The organism is Marinomonas dokdonensis, assembly GCF_052747885.1.
Genome location: NZ_JBRAND010000002.1, coordinates 265743 through 283044, shown reverse-complemented (window position 1 = coordinate 283044; position 17302 = coordinate 265743). Strand labels below are relative to the sequence as shown.

Here is a 17302-nt window from a genome sequence, read left to right as displayed (position 1 = left end):
CCATGTATCAAACAGGACAAAGATGGAGTAGCCGCAACGAGCCAGATCTCGGCGTTGGCATGATTATCGAAAAACAAGGTAAGTCTTTCACCCTACATTTCCCGGATGCTGAAGCCGATCGTCAATATGCTAACACGCAAACCAGCTTAGTACGCCGCACCCTCACCGTCGGTGATCAGCTGCACTTCCAAGACGAAACCTACACGGTTCTGGAAGTGGAAGAAATTGACGGTTTAATCGAATATCGCATTAGTGATGACGACGACTGGCTTGAAGAGTCCATCATCCAATTCCCACGCAACGACAAAAACGAACTCGATTCCTTACTGGCTTTATCCCCAGCACGCCGTATGTGGTTTGACTTACGCCGTCACACCCTTGAACACCAAGCAGCCCATGCGGCCTCAGATGTTCGTGGCTTAATGGGCCTAAAAGCTGAATTGCTACCTCATCAGATTTACCTAGCCCATGACATTGCCAACCGCCCGCAAGCACGAGCGCTGTTGTGTGACGAAGTCGGCATGGGTAAAACCCTAGAAGCAGGCTTAATACTGCACCATCGCCTGCTCAATGGTTTATGTAAACGCGCCTTAATATTGACACCAACCAACCTACAGCACCAATGGTTAGTGGAAATGCTACGTCGCTTCCATCAGCCGTTTTCCTTAATCAATGAAGCGGTCTACGAAGACTACATGGAAGGGGATGACAACCCATTCGAGCAGCAGCCTTTTGTCATTGCCCCCATTGATTGGGCCAGCCAACACCCACATGCGACTCAGCACATGCTGGAAGCCAGTTGGGATATGGTGATAGTCGATGAAGCGCATCATTTAGCTTGGCACCCTGAAACCCCTAGCATTGGCTATCAAGTGGTGGCTCGTCTAGCCGCAGCGAGTGAGTCTCTATTACTACTGAGTGCCACCCCAGAGCAAACTGGTGAACGTGAACACTTCTCTCGTTTGCAGCTTTTAGACGCGGATCACTACCACAGTTTTGAGCGTTACCAAGCTCAGCAACAAGAATTTAAACAAGCTGCCGAACTGGCAGAATTGCTACTGCCATATACTCAACAAGATGCGCCAGCGACCGGTTTAAATTGGCCTGAAGTTTTTGCAGCCTACTTAGAAGAAGTGAAAAGCAAAGATTGGTTTATCAGCTTAACAACAACCAGCGCTGGTCAATACAGTGAAGCCGTTACCGAAGCCATTAGTTGGTTGATTGACCGCCATGGTACGGGTCGTGAAATGTTCCGTAACACCCGTGCGGCAGTGGGTGGCTTCCCAAGCCGCCACTTGCATTCTTACCCGCTGGATAACAACGAGCATTTTGTGTCGGCGAACCACCATGTTCTGCCTGAATCCGAGGTAGCGGATGGCTTATGGGAACAAGACCCACGTTGGGTTTGGTTAAAAGAGTTTTTGGAATGCCAAGCGGATAAAGTGCTGGTCATTTGTCACTCTGCCGACATGGCCCAATGGCTAAATGATCAACTGACCTTTGCGGGCTTCCAAAGTGCCGACTTCCATGAACAAATGCCATTAATACACAGAGACAGAGCCGCGGCGTATTTTGCCGATGAAGAAGGCGCGCAAATTCTAGTCTGTTCCGAAATAGGCAGTGAAGGCCGAAACTTCCAGTTTAGTCATCACCTGGTAATGTACGACTTGCCTGAACACCCAGACCTTTTGGAACAACGTATTGGTCGCTTGGATCGTCTTGGTCAGCTTAATGACGTACAAATTCATGTGCCTTACATTAAAGAAAGTGTCCAGCAACGTTTATTCCACTGGTATCACGATGCCCTAAATGCTTTCTGCCGCACCACAGGTTCCGGTGACAAAGTAGAAGAAGCTTTCGGTGATAGTTTGCATGCTTACCTACATGGCCAAGATGACGATGCAGATTTACTGCAAGAAGCTAACCTTTACCATGAAGCCCTTCTTAAGCAAATGGAAGAAGGTCGCAATCGTCTACTGGAAATGAGCTCGTGTCGCCCTGAGCAAGCCAGAGCCTTGATCGATCAAATCAATGACCAAGCCACCAAAGGGCTGCATCATTATATTGAACAGGTAACCCACGCTTTCAACATCTATGCCGACTGTATCAACGATGACCCTGAAAAGAGCGCGTGGTTCTTACGCCCTTCCAGTGACATGATGCTCGAAGCCTTACCCGGCATTGAAGAAGAAGGCAAAATGCTCATGCTGGATCGCCGTCAAGCAAGCCAAAGGGAAGATGTTGCCTTTGCCACTTGGGAGCACCCGTTAATCACCATGCTGATGGATGAAGTACAGGGCTTTGATTCAGGCAAACTGACTTCGGCTATCTTGCCTATCGCTGCACTACCAGAGGGTACAGTGTTGGTGGAGAGTATGTTTATCATTGAAGCCACGGCACACCCAAGGTTAAAACTTGCTCAGTCTTTACCTATGACCCCTATGTGGCAGTTGTCGGATGCGAACGGTAAGTTCCTTCATCAGCAGTTTACGGCGGATAAATGGGCTGAAAAACTCAAAGGTGTCCCCAACCGTGTCGCTGAGCAATGGGTTGCAGCCCTGCGAAAAGACCTTATTGAGGTCTTGCAAGCCCACCAGCTGAATGCGCAAGATCAGGCTCGTCCTATTGTGCAATCAGCCAAAACAGCTTATCAGCATCGCTGTCAAAATGAGATTGAGCGTCTATCTGAGCTACAAGCTTATAACGACGCCATCAGCGATGAAGACATTCTGCAACTTGAGAAAAACATGCAAGAAGGCTTAGTACGCATTGATGAGCACCAAATTCGTTTGGATGCCATCCGTATCATTTTGACCACTAAGCCGGAATAACCTTGAGTGAAAACAAACCTCTCAATGTTAGACATCTTGTATGAAGATGACTGGTTCGCAGTCATCAACAAGCCTGCTAATTGCTTATCTGTGCCCGGTAGAGGGCCAGATAAGCAAGACTCTATTTTGCATCGTGCTGAACTCACTTTTGGTGAGGCGTTTGCGATTCACCGATTGGATGAAGCCACCTCTGGGCTTATCTTGGTGGCAAAAACCCACGAATGCCAAAAGCGTATGTATGCCCACTTTCGAGAACGAGAAGTCCAAAAAGAGTATCGTGCATTAGTACGGGGCAGGCTCATGGGAGAACGCGGTGAAGTGCGAAAACCCTTAAGGTGTGACTGGCCCAATCGCCCTCGTCAGATCGTTTGTACTGATCAGTGGAGCAAAGATTCCATTACCTTATGGGAGCATTTGAGTTACGAAAATGATCTCACTCGAGTACGGTTAATTCCTTATACAGGTCGCTCTCATCAACTTAGAGTGCATATGCAAAGCTTGGGGCATGGCATTGTTGGAGATGAATTCTACGATGCGCTATTTAATAACGAGCCAAGGTTATTGCTGCACGCCTATCGCATTGAGTTTCGCCACCCTTTTACTGGTGCTTGGCTAGCCTTTGTTGCCCCCTGCCCCTTTTAATGAGCTAAAGGTGGATTTTACAAAACTAGACAAGGCTAAAGGGGCAAAATTACAATAAACTCGAATAATCACACCATGTCACTAAACTTGCTAGTGAAGTAACCGATATACTCTGAAAGGCCTGGTCACAAGCTAGGTAGATATTAAATAGAACCTTTATGAGAACTCACCCATTATGTTCAAATCCTTAAAGCTGCGCATTTACTTGCTGTCTTTTCTGCCATTTTTATTAATTGCGGTTATCAGTGCATTTATTCAGATAAAAACACTTTCAGAGGTCAATAGTGGCGTCTCTAGTCTTGTCGAAAACTCCACCATTGCAATCGAGAAAAATCGTTTAAAAACGGTTCTTGATTCCTCTATCAGCACCATTCAAGACGATATAAACAAGCCTGGTACCCAAGGCTTGGCCGATGCACTCGCTAAATTAAATAAGATCAAGTTTGATAATGGCCAGGGTTATTTGTATGCCTACGACACCAAGGGCAAACGTGTCATGCACGGTGCTGGTGCTCCTATAGGGGGTAATTTCTGGCAAGCAAAAGATAAAGCGGGCAACCTATTTATACAAGATATCGTCAACGCTGCCATGAAAGGGGACGGTTACAGCATCTTCTTTTTCCCGAAACCTGGCAGCACAGAAGCCGCAGAAAAATACGGTTATGCGGTATACATCAAAAAATGGGACATAGTGGTGGGTTCCGGCTTTTACATTGATAGTACCGACGCCATCATTGGTGGTATCCACTCCTCCATTGATGATATTCAAAATGAAAGCTTAGTCAGCAGCTTTATCATCTTGGCGGTGATTTTTGCAGGCCTGACATTCATTGTCATTTTATCGTCGCAAACGATTCTTAATGCTCTGAGCCATCTTAGTAAATCTGTACATGACCTAGCCTCTGGTCGAGGGGACTTAAGCCAAAAACTCCCTAGCAGCTCCATTGATATTTTGAATAATATCGCCATGAGCTTTAATCAATTCCTTGAGTCCATGGCCCTAGACATTCGCGAGCTTAAGAAGTCTAGTGATGCACTGCACGCTATCTCTGCAAATGCGAATCAGCAAAAACAAAAACTTGAGCAGGTTTCCAACAAGCAGATTGATGAAACCAACATGGTAGCCACCGCCATCGAAGAAATGGCGTCTAACTCTATTGAGATCGCCGACAACGCTAAATCGACTAAATTAACGGCGGAGAATACCGAAACGGAAATCCAAGAAGTGGTTAAACAAGTACAAGTGTCTGGCCAACAACTAGAAGAGCTAAGCCGTGTACTTCACAACGTGGAAAACTCTGTTGAAGTGGTTGGCGTCAACGTCGAAGAAATCAACCTTGCCCTTGGGGTTATTCAAGGCATTTCTGAACAGACCAACCTACTGGCGCTGAACGCCGCTATTGAAGCCGCCCGCGCTGGTGAACAAGGCCGAGGTTTCGCCGTTGTCGCGGATGAAGTTCGAGGTCTGGCACAACGTAGCCAAGAAAGCACTGTAGAGATCAAAGACATCTTGGAGAAGTTGCAAGCCAGTGCTGAAAAGACCATCAATGATATGAAGGGTTCGGTTTCACAGCGTGAAAAAGTAACGGAAGCCATGGCAAAAATTAATGACATCATTGCCTCCAGCACCGAATCCATTAAGAATTTGACGCTGATGAATGTGCAAGTAGCCAATGCGGCCAACGAGCAATCCCAAGTAGCCAACAGTATTTCGCAAAATGTCTCAGGCATTGCCTCTCTTGCGGAAAACATCGGCGAAGACTCTGCTAAAACGGCGCAACAAATGGCCAAATTAGAAGAGCAATCTCAGCTGATTAAACAAATTACGGATAAGTTTAAGGTTTAAAATCGGTCAAGATGGCAAGCGGCTTTCACTCAGAGCTTGCCATCTTATCGGTTATGCCAAACCTGATGAGCCGCTTGGTGCAATAAACTATGGCGCCAGGCTACTTTCTCTTCCTGTCTATCGTAGCCTCCTCCGATCACACAAGCGGTTGCAATTTTTGCCTCCAAACAAGTTTTGATCACATATTTATCTCGGGCAAGAATGCCGTCATCGGTAAGGTTCAAATAACCTAATCTGTCATCTTTATGCACATCCACACCAGCGTCATAGAAAACAAAGTCTGGTTGAAACTCTTCCAATAACTGGGGCAAGGTACTTTTTATAATAGCCAGATATTCAGCGTCGCCCACTCCTTTTGGAATTTTGATATTTACCCCGCCAGTTTCTTTAACAGCAGGATAATTTTCCTCACAATGCCAAGACACAGGCACGATATCCTGACGTTCATGACAAAAAGCAATGGTGCCGTCCCCTTGGTGCACATCACAATCCAGTATCAAGACTTTTTTGGCTTGGCCTTCATTAATTAGATTGATCGCTGCAACCGCCAAATCATTAAAAATACAAAAGCCCGCCCCAGCGGCGGGTTTGGCATGATGAGTTCCCCCTGCTAAGTGACAAGCAAGACCGTGCTTTAATGCCAATTGACTGGTTAACAAGGTGCCAGAGACGGCTCGTAAGGTTCTTTCCACTAGCCATTCAGACCAAGGCAGCCCTATTGCCTTTATCTGCTCAGGGCTTAACTCACCACGAATAAAACTTTGAACATAGTGCTTATCGTGAGCAGCCATCAAAACACTGAGGGACATGGGGTTAGGCTGATAATGGTTTGCTTTGGTGAGAATGCCCTGTTGTTGTAGCGTGTCGGCCAACAATCCAAATTTCGCCATGGGAAAGCGATGGCCTGCTGGAAAGGGGATGGAATAATGGGGGTGATATACCAAAGGGAGTAAATGGGACTCTTTCATTAAACTGTCTTATTGAAGCGGTGAACGATTGGCTTTTATTTTCTTTTAGCCACTAAGACCTTACGAATCGCCCCATTAAAACATTCAACCAAGTGAGGAGGAAAGCCTTTACCACTTTCAAAGTTTATACTTTGCACCGCTTGTAACGCACTCTTATTGTATTCACTAGCCGTCTTGCCCCAGACAATATCAATAAAGGTCACAGCCATAGACAGCACAAACGCCCCTTGAGGTATCATGCCACCCACTATACCTTCTGGGTAACCACTGCCATCAAAACGTTCCTTGTGAGCTTCAACAATGTCTGCCGCTTCCTCCCAGCCTTTATGACTACGCAGCAGTTTGGCCCCCACCTTTGGATGATTCTGCTTAGCTTGCTGTTTAGCGGCAGAGTCATCCTTACATTTTAGGATCATCGCCATTCCCATATTGTGCATATAGGCGGCGGCACTCAATTGGACAGGGCTGGTTTGTTCCGCTATCTCGGCATTGATCAACAAGCACAGTTTTAAAATTCGCTCACTTCGCTCTGAGGAATACCCTAATAGGGGATTAAGCTTTTGGCTAAATTTAAAAAATTCATCAATGTCTGCTTGCTGCTCGGGAGTATATTTAACCTCGCTTAAAAGTGGCTGTGTTGGTTGCGCCTCATCTTCAACATCGGTTTCATCGCTAAACTTGGCCAGTATTTTTTTGGCTAAAGACGGGTGCTGCTGAGTGTCTTCATAGGCGTAGAGTTCATCCAGACCTTTTTGCAACACCACCAAGGTGGCATGCTCAGCCCCATGATGCTGGTATAAATCTTGTAGTAGTAAGCCTACCTGCTCCACCACCACATTAATAAGCTCTCCTAGCGTGTAATGATAAGCAATATAGCCCCCACGCATGCCATCGACTATCTCCTCCAGTCGATGCAAGACATCCACTAAAGGGTCTAAAAAACATACGGAGCAATTACCTTTCATACTGTGTAATGAACGAAACAGATTATCCAACTTTGCAAAAGAGAAACCTTCGTCTTCAATGCTATTGATGATGGCTTCCATCTCTTGCTGAGCCTCATCAAAACATTCGATGAGATCCGTTTTCAGCTCTTTTTCCAGGGCGGAAAATTCTTTACAAGCAAAATGACTCATACACCTCCAACCATGGCTCTCTCAATCACACATACTTCACTGTAATAACACTAGTAGTATCACAAAGTCATTACAGATAAAATCCTAGCCACAAAAATCCACCATCAAAGGTAACGACTGTGCCCAGCTATTGGTTAATGAAATCTGAACCTGACGCCTTTTCCATCGATGATTTAAAGCAAATGCAACAGTCCCCATGGGATGGGGTACGCAATTACCAAGCGCGTAATTTTATGCAAGCCATGAGCGTGGATGATCTGGTGTTCTTTTACCATTCCAGTTGTACGCCTGCAGGCATTGCCGGTGTTGCAAGAGTTTGTCAAAGTGCTTATCCAGACCACACCAGCTGGCAACCTGAATCCCCTTATTTTGATCCGAAATCCACTCCCGAAACCCCAAGGTGGTTCATGGTAGACATTGAATTTGTAGAGAAATGGCCCAGTTTATTAACCTTAAAGACGCTCAAACAGCACCCTGCTTTGCAGCAAATGATGCTTACTAAAAAAGGCAGTCGTTTGTCCGTCATGCCGGTGGAAGAAGCAGATTGGCAGCTCATTATGAGCACCTTAAAACCCAGCTAAAACACCAATTAATGATAAGCTCGGTCTCTTCCTTTCAAGGTAAAGGCTTGATCAAAATAGTATTCAATTGCAATACCAAAGTAACTAAGGCCATTCCCCCTACGAGCTATCAAGCCCACACTGGCTAATTGTTCAAGGGAGTCTGGTTGAAAGTAATGTTCAGCCCGCCATACCACTTTTTCATCAAAGCGTTCTTTGTAGATTGAAATACGTCGGGTATCGTCAATGTAGTAGCTAAGTCCCAGTCGACTACTGGTCAAGTTACTTAACGACTTGTCCGCGCTTACATATTGTCCTGTAAAAGAAAAATCTTCTAGAAAAGCATCCAGCATCACCCGTCCAGTGACTTCTCTTTCGCTTTCTTGGCTGGTGTCTTTTGGCGCCAGTTCTGTCACCCCTAAACCCGCACCAACACGGCCATAGTCGTTAAACAAAAACCAGTTTGACGCAAATTCCGATAACGCATAGGTATCTTTATCTGAGCCAGTAATTAGGTAGTTACTATTAAGATACACTTGGGTAGAACTGTGCTCTCCCAAAGGCATATTAATTTTGGCATCGATATTCAGTAGGGACTTTCGCTCTAGCAAACCGTAACCTAGACCCAACTCAAAATTTACAGGTTCTTTTTCTGCCCATGCGGCATTACTCAAGCCCATGGCACACATCAATATAAGATAGTATTTTTGCAAAACGTTAGGATATCCTTGTCTTAATACTCGTTATCATTTCACCCTCTAAGGAACACCTAAACGGCCTACCAAATAAGACTTTTTTGCATATAAAGTACTCGTTTAGAAACACACCTCTGTGATTCATCTGCAAAGCCCAATATAATAGACCCAAAGTCGATAAGACAAACTCTTTTTTAGGTTTAAAGGTTACATGGCAAAAAAATTATTTATTCAAACTCATGGCTGTCAAATGAACGAATACGATTCGTCACGTATGGCAGATTTACTTGGCGACAGTCATGAAATGGAACTCACCGACAACGCAGACGAAGCCGACGTATTGTTGCTTAACACCTGTTCAATTCGTGAAAAAGCCCAAGACAAGGTGTTCCATCAACTAGGTCGTTGGAAAAAACTTAAGCAGAAGAATCCAGATCTAGTCATTGGCGTGGGTGGCTGTGTGGCCAGCCAAGAAGGTGACACCATTCGTAAACGTGCTAAGCACGTGGATATGATTTTTGGCCCGCAAACCCTACACAAGCTACCAGAAATGGTGAATGCCGCCGCTAAGCATATTCCTATCACGGACGTCACCTTTCCTGAAATTGAGAAGTTTGACCACTTGCCAGCACCTAAAGTGGAAGGTGCAGAAGCCTTTGTTTCCGTCATGGAAGGTTGTAGCAAGTACTGTACTTTCTGTGTTGTTCCTTACACCCGTGGTGAAGAAGTTAGCCGTCCTTTCGATAGTATTTTGGTCGAAGTGGCGCAACTTGCTGAACAAGGTGTACGTGAGATCCATCTACTAGGCCAGAACGTAAACGCCTATCGCGGTGAAACCAGCGATGGGGACGAAGCCGATTTGGCGGATGTCATCCATGCGGTGGCCAAAATTGATGGCGTGGAACGCATCCGTTTCACCACCTCTCACCCAGTAGAATTTACGGATAGCCTAATCGATGCTTTCCGCACCGAACCTAAGCTGGTAAGTCACTTGCACCTACCAGTACAAAGTGGTGCAGACAATGTGCTGAGCAACATGAAACGTGGCCATGATCGTCAATACTACATTGATAAAATCAACCGCATTAAAGAAGCGCGCCCAGGCATCAGTTTGTCATCCGACTTTATCATTGGTTTCCCTGGTGAAACAGATGAAGACTTCATTGACACCATGAACTTGATTCAAGAAATTGGTTTCGACCACTCTTTCAGTTTTGTATACAGTCAGCGCCCTGGTACACCTGCGGCAAACCTTGAAGATGATACCCCTGAAGAGCTGAAAAAAGAGCGTCTGGCGATTTTGCAACGCCGTATTAGTCAACAGTCTTACGATATCAGTTTGGCCATGGTGGGCAATGTGGAGCGTATACTTATCAGTGGCTATTCGCCTCGTGATCCAGGCCAATTACAGGGCCGTACTGAAAACAACCGCATTGTGAACTTCAGTGCCAGCGACCCACAACTTATTGGCAAATTTGCCGACGTTGTCATTACAGATGCTTATCCGAACTCCCTACTTGGTGAGTTTATCGGCTCTGAACTTGACAGTGATTTCGTACTTCATTAAGTAAGGTAACCCTTGGAAACAACTCTAACAACTCAACAAATACGCTTGCTGCCAGCTGATGCTGGTGCCTTGGCTCTCTTGTGTGGACAATTGGACGAAAACCTCAAGCAGGTAGAAAAACGCCTTGAGGTCACCATCCAATATCGTGGTGAACTTTTCGACATCTCAGGTGAAAGTGCGGATCATGTGGCTGCAACTAAGCTGCTACTGGAAAACCTTTACCGTGAAGCCCTTGCCAAAACCGACATTTCACCGGAGACCATACACCTATACTTGCAAGAGTCGGCCATTGAGTCTTTAAACAAGGTGAAGAAAGGCAACGCGGAACAGCTCGTTATCAAGACTCGTAAAGCCTTTATCAAGCCTAAAGGCCAAAACCAACAAGGCTATGTTAAGCAGATTCGTAAACACGACATTAACTTTGGTATTGGTCCTGCAGGTACTGGTAAAACCTACCTTGCCGTCGCTTGTGCGGTGGAAGCATTAGAGGCGGATCGTGTTGAGCGTATTATGTTGGTTCGACCAGCGGTTGAAGCCGGCGAGAAACTGGGCTTCTTGCCAGGGGATTTGTCACAAAAAATCGACCCTTATTTACGCCCTTTATACGATGCTCTTTATGAAATGCTTGGCTTTGAATTGGTCGATAAGCTGATCGAGAAGAATGTTATTGAGATCGCCCCACTTGCCTTCATGCGTGGTCGTACGTTAAATAACTCCTTTATCATTCTTGATGAAAGCCAAAACACCACTCGCGAGCAAATGAAGATGTTTTTGACGCGTATTGGTTTTGGCTCTACTGCAGTGATCACCGGAGACACCACACAAGTTGACTTACCTCGCGGCACCTCTTCTGGCCTAGCCCATGCAATGCATGTGTTGAAAGGCGTGAATGGTATTAGCATGACTCACTTCAGCTCTTCCGATGTGGTTCGTCATCCTTTGGTACAGCGTATTGTGGAAGCTTACGACCGCTTTGATGTGGAAGTTGAAGCAGAGAAAAAAGCGCGCAATCAAGCTCGCCAAGATGCCGAAAAAACAACAGGTGAGTCCTAATGGCAAGCCTAGAGTTAGATTTGCAAATTGCCACCCAAGACAGCCAAGGCATGCCCACTGAAGCAGACTTTGCATTATGGGCAAGTAAGGCGCTACCAGAGCGTAATGATGAGTTTGAAGTCACCATCCGCTTAGTCGACGAAGCAGAAAGCCAACAGCTCAACCATGATTATCGTGGCAAGGACAAGCCTACTAATGTTTTATCCTTTCCCTTTGAGGCCCCACCAGGCATAGAGTTGCCATTGCTGGGCGACCTAATCATCTGTCGTCAGGTGGTTGAGCGAGAAGCACAAGAACAAGACAAAACATTATTTCACCATTGGGCACATTTGACTGTCCATGGCATCTTGCATTTACGTGGTTATGATCATATAAATGAGGATGAAGCAGAAGAAATGGAAGCGCTAGAAGTCGAACTATTAGCCCAACTGTCCATTAACAACCCTTATTTGATAAAAGAGTGAGTTCACACCCCAATGAGTGAAGACCGATCGAGTAGCTCCAACGATCAACAAAAATCTTGGTTTGAGCGTTTAGCGCAAGCCTTTCATGATGAACCAAGAAGTCGCAAAGATATTGTTGAACTCTTAGAAACAGCCGTAAAATCTGACATTATTGACCAAGACGCTTTCACTATTGTGGAAGGGGCGCTGGAAGTTTCTGAGGTACAAGCTCGTGACATTATGATTCCACCGTCTCAAATGGTGGTGATCAAATCTGAAGATGATCCAAAAACCTCAATCCGCAAAGTGATTGAATCTTCCCATTCACGCTTTCCTGTTGTGGGCGAAGATTCGGATAAAATACTTGGTGTATTGTTAGCCAAGGACCTACTTCCGCTCCTCTTCAAAGAAGAAGAAATTGTTATTGATGACATTTTAAGCCGCTTGCGTCCTGCTAACTTTATTCCAGAAAGTAAGCGCTTGAACGTTTTATTAAACGACTTCCGTACCAAGCGCTACCACATGGCCATCGTGCTTGATGAATACGGCAGTGTTTCAGGTCTTGCTACTATTGAAGATGTGCTAGAGCAGATTGTTGGTGAAATCGAAGATGAAACCGACAAACTAGACAGTGAAGACATTCAAGTAACGGATCAGTCTGGCGTCTACTGGGTCTCTGCCCTATGCAGCATTGAAGAATTTAATGAATTCTTTAAATCTGACCTAAGCGAAGAAGAGTTCGACACCATTGGGGGCATCCTAGTCCAGCAATTTGGACGTGTACCTTTAAGAGATGAATCCATTGCCTTCAATGGTCTTCACTTTAATGTCATTAAATCGGATGGCCGTCGCGTAAAGACGATCCAAGTCTCCCAGCCTTTTCCTGATACTACGGAATAAGTTATGAATTCGTCTCGTCATGATGCTCTCTTAGCAACTAAGACGGGGCGAATTTCACCTCTGTTAAAACGTCTTTCCTCTCTTCCCACCCCTGTGATTTACCTAATTGGCATTGTGGCAGGACTAATTGGGGTAGGCAGTTTCTCCCCTTTCCATTTCTGGCCGGCTTATTTCATCACCATTGTGGTGTACGGCCTGCTCGTCATGACCAGTCCGACAGCAAAAGTCGCCTGTTATCGAGGCAGCTCTGTCGCTTTAGGCTTTTTCTCTGGGGGCGTCTCTTGGGTGTTTGTCAGTATTTCCGAATATGGACAGGTGGGGAACATCATAGCGGTTGTCATCACCCTTGGCTTTATCGCTGTCTTAACCCTGTTTTGGAGTTTCTCTGCTTGGCTTGGCTGGCATCTCAGCCGAAAAATCCCACAATTACCCAGCAGTTTTGCCATAGGCTTAAGCTTATTAATCGGGGAATATCTAAGAAGTCATTTATTTACCGGTTTCCCTTGGCTGCTACCAGGTTATGCCATTCAAGATACTTGGTTGTTTGAACTGCTACCCATTGGTGGTATTTGGTTCGCCAGCGCCTTGGTTATTTTAACCAGTGTTAGCCTTGCCACTTTGTTGGCGAGACAGGCTAATCACTGGTCTGTGTGGTTAAGTGTGCTTAGTTTGTGGGGGTTAGCTGCCACCCTGCACTTTAGCCCTATGCAATGGGTTTCTCCCATTGGAGAACTCAAGGCTACCCTAATTCAGGGCAATGTCAGCCAAGACGAAAAGTGGCTATCTCAAACCGCCCGCACCTCTTTGGCAGAATATCAGCAAACCACCATAGAGCACCTAGACAGTGATCTGGTGATTTGGCCAGAAACCGCCATCACCTATTTATACCCGCAAATACGCCCTCATCTAGAAAGCTTTATCGAAGAATTGAGCCAATCAAACACCAGCTTAATCACAGGCATACCAGATAAAAATACTGAAACAGGCCAGTACTACAATGCCATTTGGGCAACCGGAAATGGCTTTGGGCTTTACTACAAGCAGCGCCTAGTACCGTTTGGGGAATACATACCACTAGCCTCTTTTATTGGCCCTATTCTGGATATTTTTAATATGCCCATTGCAGGCTTCTTACCGGGGGAAGCCAACCAGCCTGTACTGCAAGTAGGAGAATGGGCCGCAGCTCCCTTTATTTGTTATGAGATTGTCTACTCAGAACAAGTGAGAAACATGGTAAGAGACAGTGATTTCCTTGTCACCATCAGTAATGATGCTTGGTTTGGCGCTTCCATTGGCCCTTGGCAACATTTGCAAATTGCCCAGTTCCGAGCCAAAGAAAGTGGCCGTTTTGTGTTACGAGCAACCAACACAGGGGTAACAGCCGTCATTAATGAGCGAGGTGAAATTCACGCCCAAGCACCACAGTTTGAGAAAACTAGCCTCACCTCACAAGTTCGCCTCTACAAGGGCACAACCCCTTATGTGCAATGGGGCAATCTTGTGACCCTAGCGCTGCTCGCCCTTATCGGTTTTTTATGCCTACTCGCGCCTTCCAAGAAAGCGAACAAAACCCCACCTAAAAACTAGGCACAATTAATCATGGCTTGATAACAAGCCGTAATGACACACTTCGCAAGCGTTTAGCGCCTGAGTTTTCAGCACTAGATTATTATGGCCGCAAGCCATACAGGTATACTCGCCTGCCGGCACCTCATCCCCTACCACATGACAGTCTTCTAGCGGTACAGGGTTATTATTCACATGGTTAATTAACCACAAGAGGGCCGCATCTTCTTTTTCATCCAGTTCATGGATCAGGTCTTGTCCTTCTTCCAACACCAGATGCCAGTTAGCGTCAATCCAAGCTTCTGTGTAACCCATTTTATCGTGCCAATAAGCCCCCATTAGCGCCACATCTTCCAGTAGCCAATCTTTGGCACCGATTAACGTCTTGCGCGCTTCTTCCACCAAATTTGAATCCGTTGGCGTATTTACCCCATCTTTTTTCATAGAATTCATAACTCCTCCTATATGCAGCTTCTCATTAGCCTAGCATCCCTATAAAATAGCGGATATTTACAGACTCTGTTGATTGCAAAGCATTTGTATCACATCACCGTATGACTCTAATCAAGAGTACAGACCTGCCAACCTAACATCGAACATGGGATGCTTAAACATCATGCAAGAGCAATACAATCCGCAGCAAATCGAACAAGCTGCTCAATCTTTTTGGGATGAAAACCAAGTATTTAAGGCCGTTGCCGATTCCAACAAAGAGAAATTCTACTGTCTTTCCATGTTCCCTTACCCTAGTGGCCGTCTCCACATGGGTCATGTTCGTAACTATACAATTGGTGACGTTATTTCTCGTTACCAGCGTATGCAAGGTAAAAACGTTTTACAACCTATGGGTTGGGATGCATTCGGCCTACCAGCGGAAAACGCAGCCATCAAGAACAAAACCGCACCAGCCAAATGGACAATGGAAAACGTTGCCTACATGAAAGGCCAACTAAAAGAGCTTGGCTTTGGCTACGACTGGGACCGAGAAGTTGCTACTTGCACACCGGAATACTACAAGTGGGAGCAATGGTTCTTTACTCAACTTGTGGAAAAAGGCTTAGCATACAAAAAAACCGCGGCGGTAAACTGGGATCCAATCGATCAGACAGTATTAGCCAACGAGCAAGTTATTGATGGTCGCGGCTGGCGCTCTGGTGCATTGGTTGAGCGCAAGGAAATCTCTCAGTGGTTTATCCGTATTACCGATTACGCGGAAGAATTACTTAACGATCTTGATCAGCTAGATGGCTGGCCAGAACACGTTAAAGCCATGCAACGCAACTGGATTGGCCGCTCTGAAGGCTTAGAATTCAGCTTTGCTGTTGAAAATAAAGAAGAGCGTTTGTCTGTTTACACAACCCGTCCAGACACCATCATGGGCGTGACTTATGTCGCTGTGGCAACTCAACATCCGCTATCTCTTGAAGCCGCGCAAACCAATCCTGAACTTGCCGCCTTCATTGAAGAATGCAAGCTGATATCCACCACAGAAGCCGACATGGCAACCGTGGATAAAAAAGGCATGGACACTGGCTTTAAAGCCGTTCACCCAATTACAGGTGATGTGGTACCCGTCTACGCGGCCAACTTTGTCTTGATGGATTACGGTTCAGGCGCAGTCATGTCTGTGCCTGCTCACGACCAGCGTGATTTTGAGTTCGCTAAAAAATATGACTTAGAAATCAAACAGGTTATCAAGCCAGCCGGCGAAGAAGCGATTGATTTAGACAAAGCTGCGTTCACTGATAAAGGTATTCTGTGTAACTCTGGTGAATTTGACGGTTTGGCCTTCAAAGAAGCCTTTGATGCCATCTCTACTTGGATGACCGAGCACAAGCTTGGTGAAGTCAAAGTGAATTACCGCCTACGTGATTGGGGGGTAAGCCGTCAGCGTTACTGGGGCACACCTATCCCAACCATTAATCTAAAAGACGGTTCTGTAGTGCCAGTTCCAGCGGACCAACTGCCAGTTGAATTGCCAACAGATGTCATCATGGATGGGGTTAACTCACCTATCAAAAACAACCCTGACTTCTCCAGCATCATGTTCAACGGTGAAGAAGCCGAACGCGAAACCGACACCTTTGATACCTTTATGGAATCTTCTTGGTACTTCGCACGCTACTGCTGCCCAGATTCAACCGATGCCATGCTAACAGAAGAGGCCAATTACTGGCTTCCTGTTGACCAATACATTGGTGGTGTAGAGCACGCTATCTTGCACTTGTTGTACTCTCGCTTCTTCCACAAATTGCTTCGTGATGCCGGCTTAGTAAACTCTGACGAGCCATTCAAGCGCTTGTTGACTCAAGGTATGGTGAACAAAGACGGCACCAAGATGTCGAAATCCAAAGGCAACACAGTTGACCCTCAACAAATGATTGAGAAATACGGTGCGGATACGGTTCGTCTATTTATCATGTTTACCGCGCCGCCAGAGCAATCATTAGAGTGGAATGACGCTGGTGTTGATGGCGCATCACGTTTCCTACGTCGTCTATGGGCGCTTTCTTACCGCCATACCAATGCTGGAAAAGTCGGTGAATTAGACGTTTCCGCCCTGAATGGTGCGCAGAAATCCTTGCGTCGTAAAACCCACGAAACCATTCAAAAAGTAACTGACGATATTGAGCGCCGCCAGACCTTCAATACTGCCATTGCAGCGGTTATGGAGCTTTGCAACGAGATCAGCAAGTTCGAAGATACCTCTGAACTTGGTCTTGCAGTAGAGCGTGAAGCCTTAGAAGCAGCAACCCTATTGTTGTCTCCTATTGTTCCACACATCGCTCACCAACTTTGGACAGATCTTGGTCATACTGACAATGTGGTTGACACTCCTTGGCCAGCCTTAGACGAAGCGGCTCTGGTTAAAGATGAGCTGACCATTGTTATTCAGGTACTGGGTAAGAAACGCGCCGAATTAACGGTTTCTGCAAGTGCCGACAACAAGACCATTGAAGCTGAAGCGTTAGCCCACCCAGGTGTGGCGAAATACCTAGAAGGCAAGACGGTTCGTAAAGTAATTGTGGTGCCAGGCCGCTTGGTAAACATAGTCGCTAACTAGGACTATCCCTCTAAGAGGTGGTCAAGCCACC

The 17302-nt window shown here is 46.0% G+C and carries 14 protein-coding genes; 10 read left to right on the top strand and 4 right to left on the bottom strand.

Features of this window, described 5'->3' with window-relative positions; all coding sequences use genetic code 11:
• Positions 1–2: 2 nt before the first annotated feature.
• The 3 genes from rapA (at position 3) to ACUM5Y_RS05800 (ending at position 5319) form a co-directional block, all read left to right on the top strand.
• Positions 3–2831, top strand: a complete 2829-nt coding sequence (rapA, locus tag ACUM5Y_RS05810) for an RNA polymerase-associated protein RapA (RefSeq protein WP_445975926.1) — start codon at positions 3–5, stop codon at positions 2829–2831.
• 6 nt (positions 2832–2837) lie between these two features.
• On the top strand, positions 2838–3473 hold the full coding sequence (locus ACUM5Y_RS05805) for an RluA family pseudouridine synthase (protein WP_445975925.1): 636 nt from the start codon (positions 2838–2840) through the stop codon (positions 3471–3473).
• Between the two features lie 175 nt (positions 3474–3648).
• Entirely contained in the window at positions 3649–5319 is a 1671-nt protein-coding gene (locus ACUM5Y_RS05800) for a methyl-accepting chemotaxis protein (protein ID WP_445975924.1), read from the top strand.
• Between the two features lie 44 nt (positions 5320–5363).
• Here the strand turns inward: ACUM5Y_RS05800 and ACUM5Y_RS05795 are convergent, their stop codons facing one another.
• Positions 5364–6287 carry a histone deacetylase family protein gene (locus tag ACUM5Y_RS05795; protein WP_445975923.1) on the bottom strand — a complete coding sequence of 308 codons (924 nt, stop codon included), beginning with the start codon at positions 6285–6287 and terminating at the stop codon, positions 5364–5366.
• Between the two features lie 35 nt (positions 6288–6322).
• Positions 6323–7423 carry an HD domain-containing phosphohydrolase gene (locus ACUM5Y_RS05790; RefSeq protein WP_445975922.1) on the bottom strand — a complete coding sequence of 367 codons (1101 nt, stop codon included), beginning with the start codon at positions 7421–7423 and terminating at the stop codon, positions 6323–6325.
• A 137-nt stretch (positions 7424–7560) separates the two neighbouring features.
• On the opposite strand from ACUM5Y_RS05790, the gene ACUM5Y_RS05785 reads away from it, so the two are divergent.
• Positions 7561–8004 (top strand): EVE domain-containing protein, encoded by a 444-nt coding sequence (locus ACUM5Y_RS05785; protein ID WP_445975921.1) that lies wholly within the window; start codon positions 7561–7563, stop codon positions 8002–8004.
• 8 nt (positions 8005–8012) lie between these two features.
• On the opposite strand, the gene ACUM5Y_RS05780 is transcribed toward ACUM5Y_RS05785, so the two are convergent.
• Positions 8013–8696, bottom strand: coding sequence for a hypothetical protein (locus tag ACUM5Y_RS05780; RefSeq protein ID WP_445975920.1), 684 nt, complete (start codon positions 8694–8696; stop codon positions 8013–8015).
• Between the two features lie 193 nt (positions 8697–8889).
• Between ACUM5Y_RS05780 and miaB the strand changes: the two genes are divergently transcribed.
• The 5 genes from miaB to lnt are packed head-to-tail and all read left to right on the top strand — an operon-like array spanning position 8890 to position 14228.
• Positions 8890–10245, top strand: a complete 1356-nt coding sequence (gene miaB, locus ACUM5Y_RS05775) for a tRNA (N6-isopentenyl adenosine(37)-C2)-methylthiotransferase MiaB (protein ID WP_445975919.1) — start codon at positions 8890–8892, stop codon at positions 10243–10245.
• 12 nt (positions 10246–10257) lie between these two features.
• Positions 10258–11298, top strand: a complete 1041-nt coding sequence (locus tag ACUM5Y_RS05770; RefSeq protein ID WP_445975918.1) for a PhoH family protein — start codon at positions 10258–10260, stop codon at positions 11296–11298.
• Positions 11298–11762, top strand: coding sequence for an rRNA maturation RNase YbeY (ybeY, locus tag ACUM5Y_RS05765; RefSeq protein WP_445975917.1), 465 nt, complete (start codon positions 11298–11300; stop codon positions 11760–11762). Before ACUM5Y_RS05770 ends, ybeY begins: the two co-directional genes overlap by 1 nt.
• 12 nt (positions 11763–11774) lie before the next feature.
• Positions 11775–12641, top strand: coding sequence for a CorC family transporter (locus ACUM5Y_RS05760; RefSeq protein ID WP_445975916.1), 867 nt, complete (start codon positions 11775–11777; stop codon positions 12639–12641).
• A 3-nt stretch (positions 12642–12644) separates the two neighbouring features.
• Positions 12645–14228: an apolipoprotein N-acyltransferase gene (gene lnt / locus ACUM5Y_RS05755; protein WP_445975915.1), complete on the top strand. Its 1584-nt coding sequence runs from the start codon at positions 12645–12647 to the stop codon at positions 14226–14228.
• 6 nt (positions 14229–14234) lie between these two features.
• On the opposite strand, the gene ACUM5Y_RS05750 is transcribed toward lnt, so the two are convergent.
• The gene (locus ACUM5Y_RS05750; RefSeq protein WP_445975914.1) at positions 14235–14660 is read right to left on the bottom strand and encodes a zinc ribbon-containing protein; all 426 of its coding nucleotides are present in this window, start codon (positions 14658–14660) and stop codon (positions 14235–14237) included.
• Between the two features lie 163 nt (positions 14661–14823).
• Here ACUM5Y_RS05750 and leuS point away from each other — a divergent pair, with 163 nt between their 5' ends.
• The gene (leuS, locus tag ACUM5Y_RS05745) at positions 14824–17271 is read left to right on the top strand and encodes a leucine--tRNA ligase (protein ID WP_445975913.1); all 2448 of its coding nucleotides are present in this window, start codon (positions 14824–14826) and stop codon (positions 17269–17271) included.
• The last annotated feature ends 31 nt before the right edge of the window (positions 17272–17302 follow it).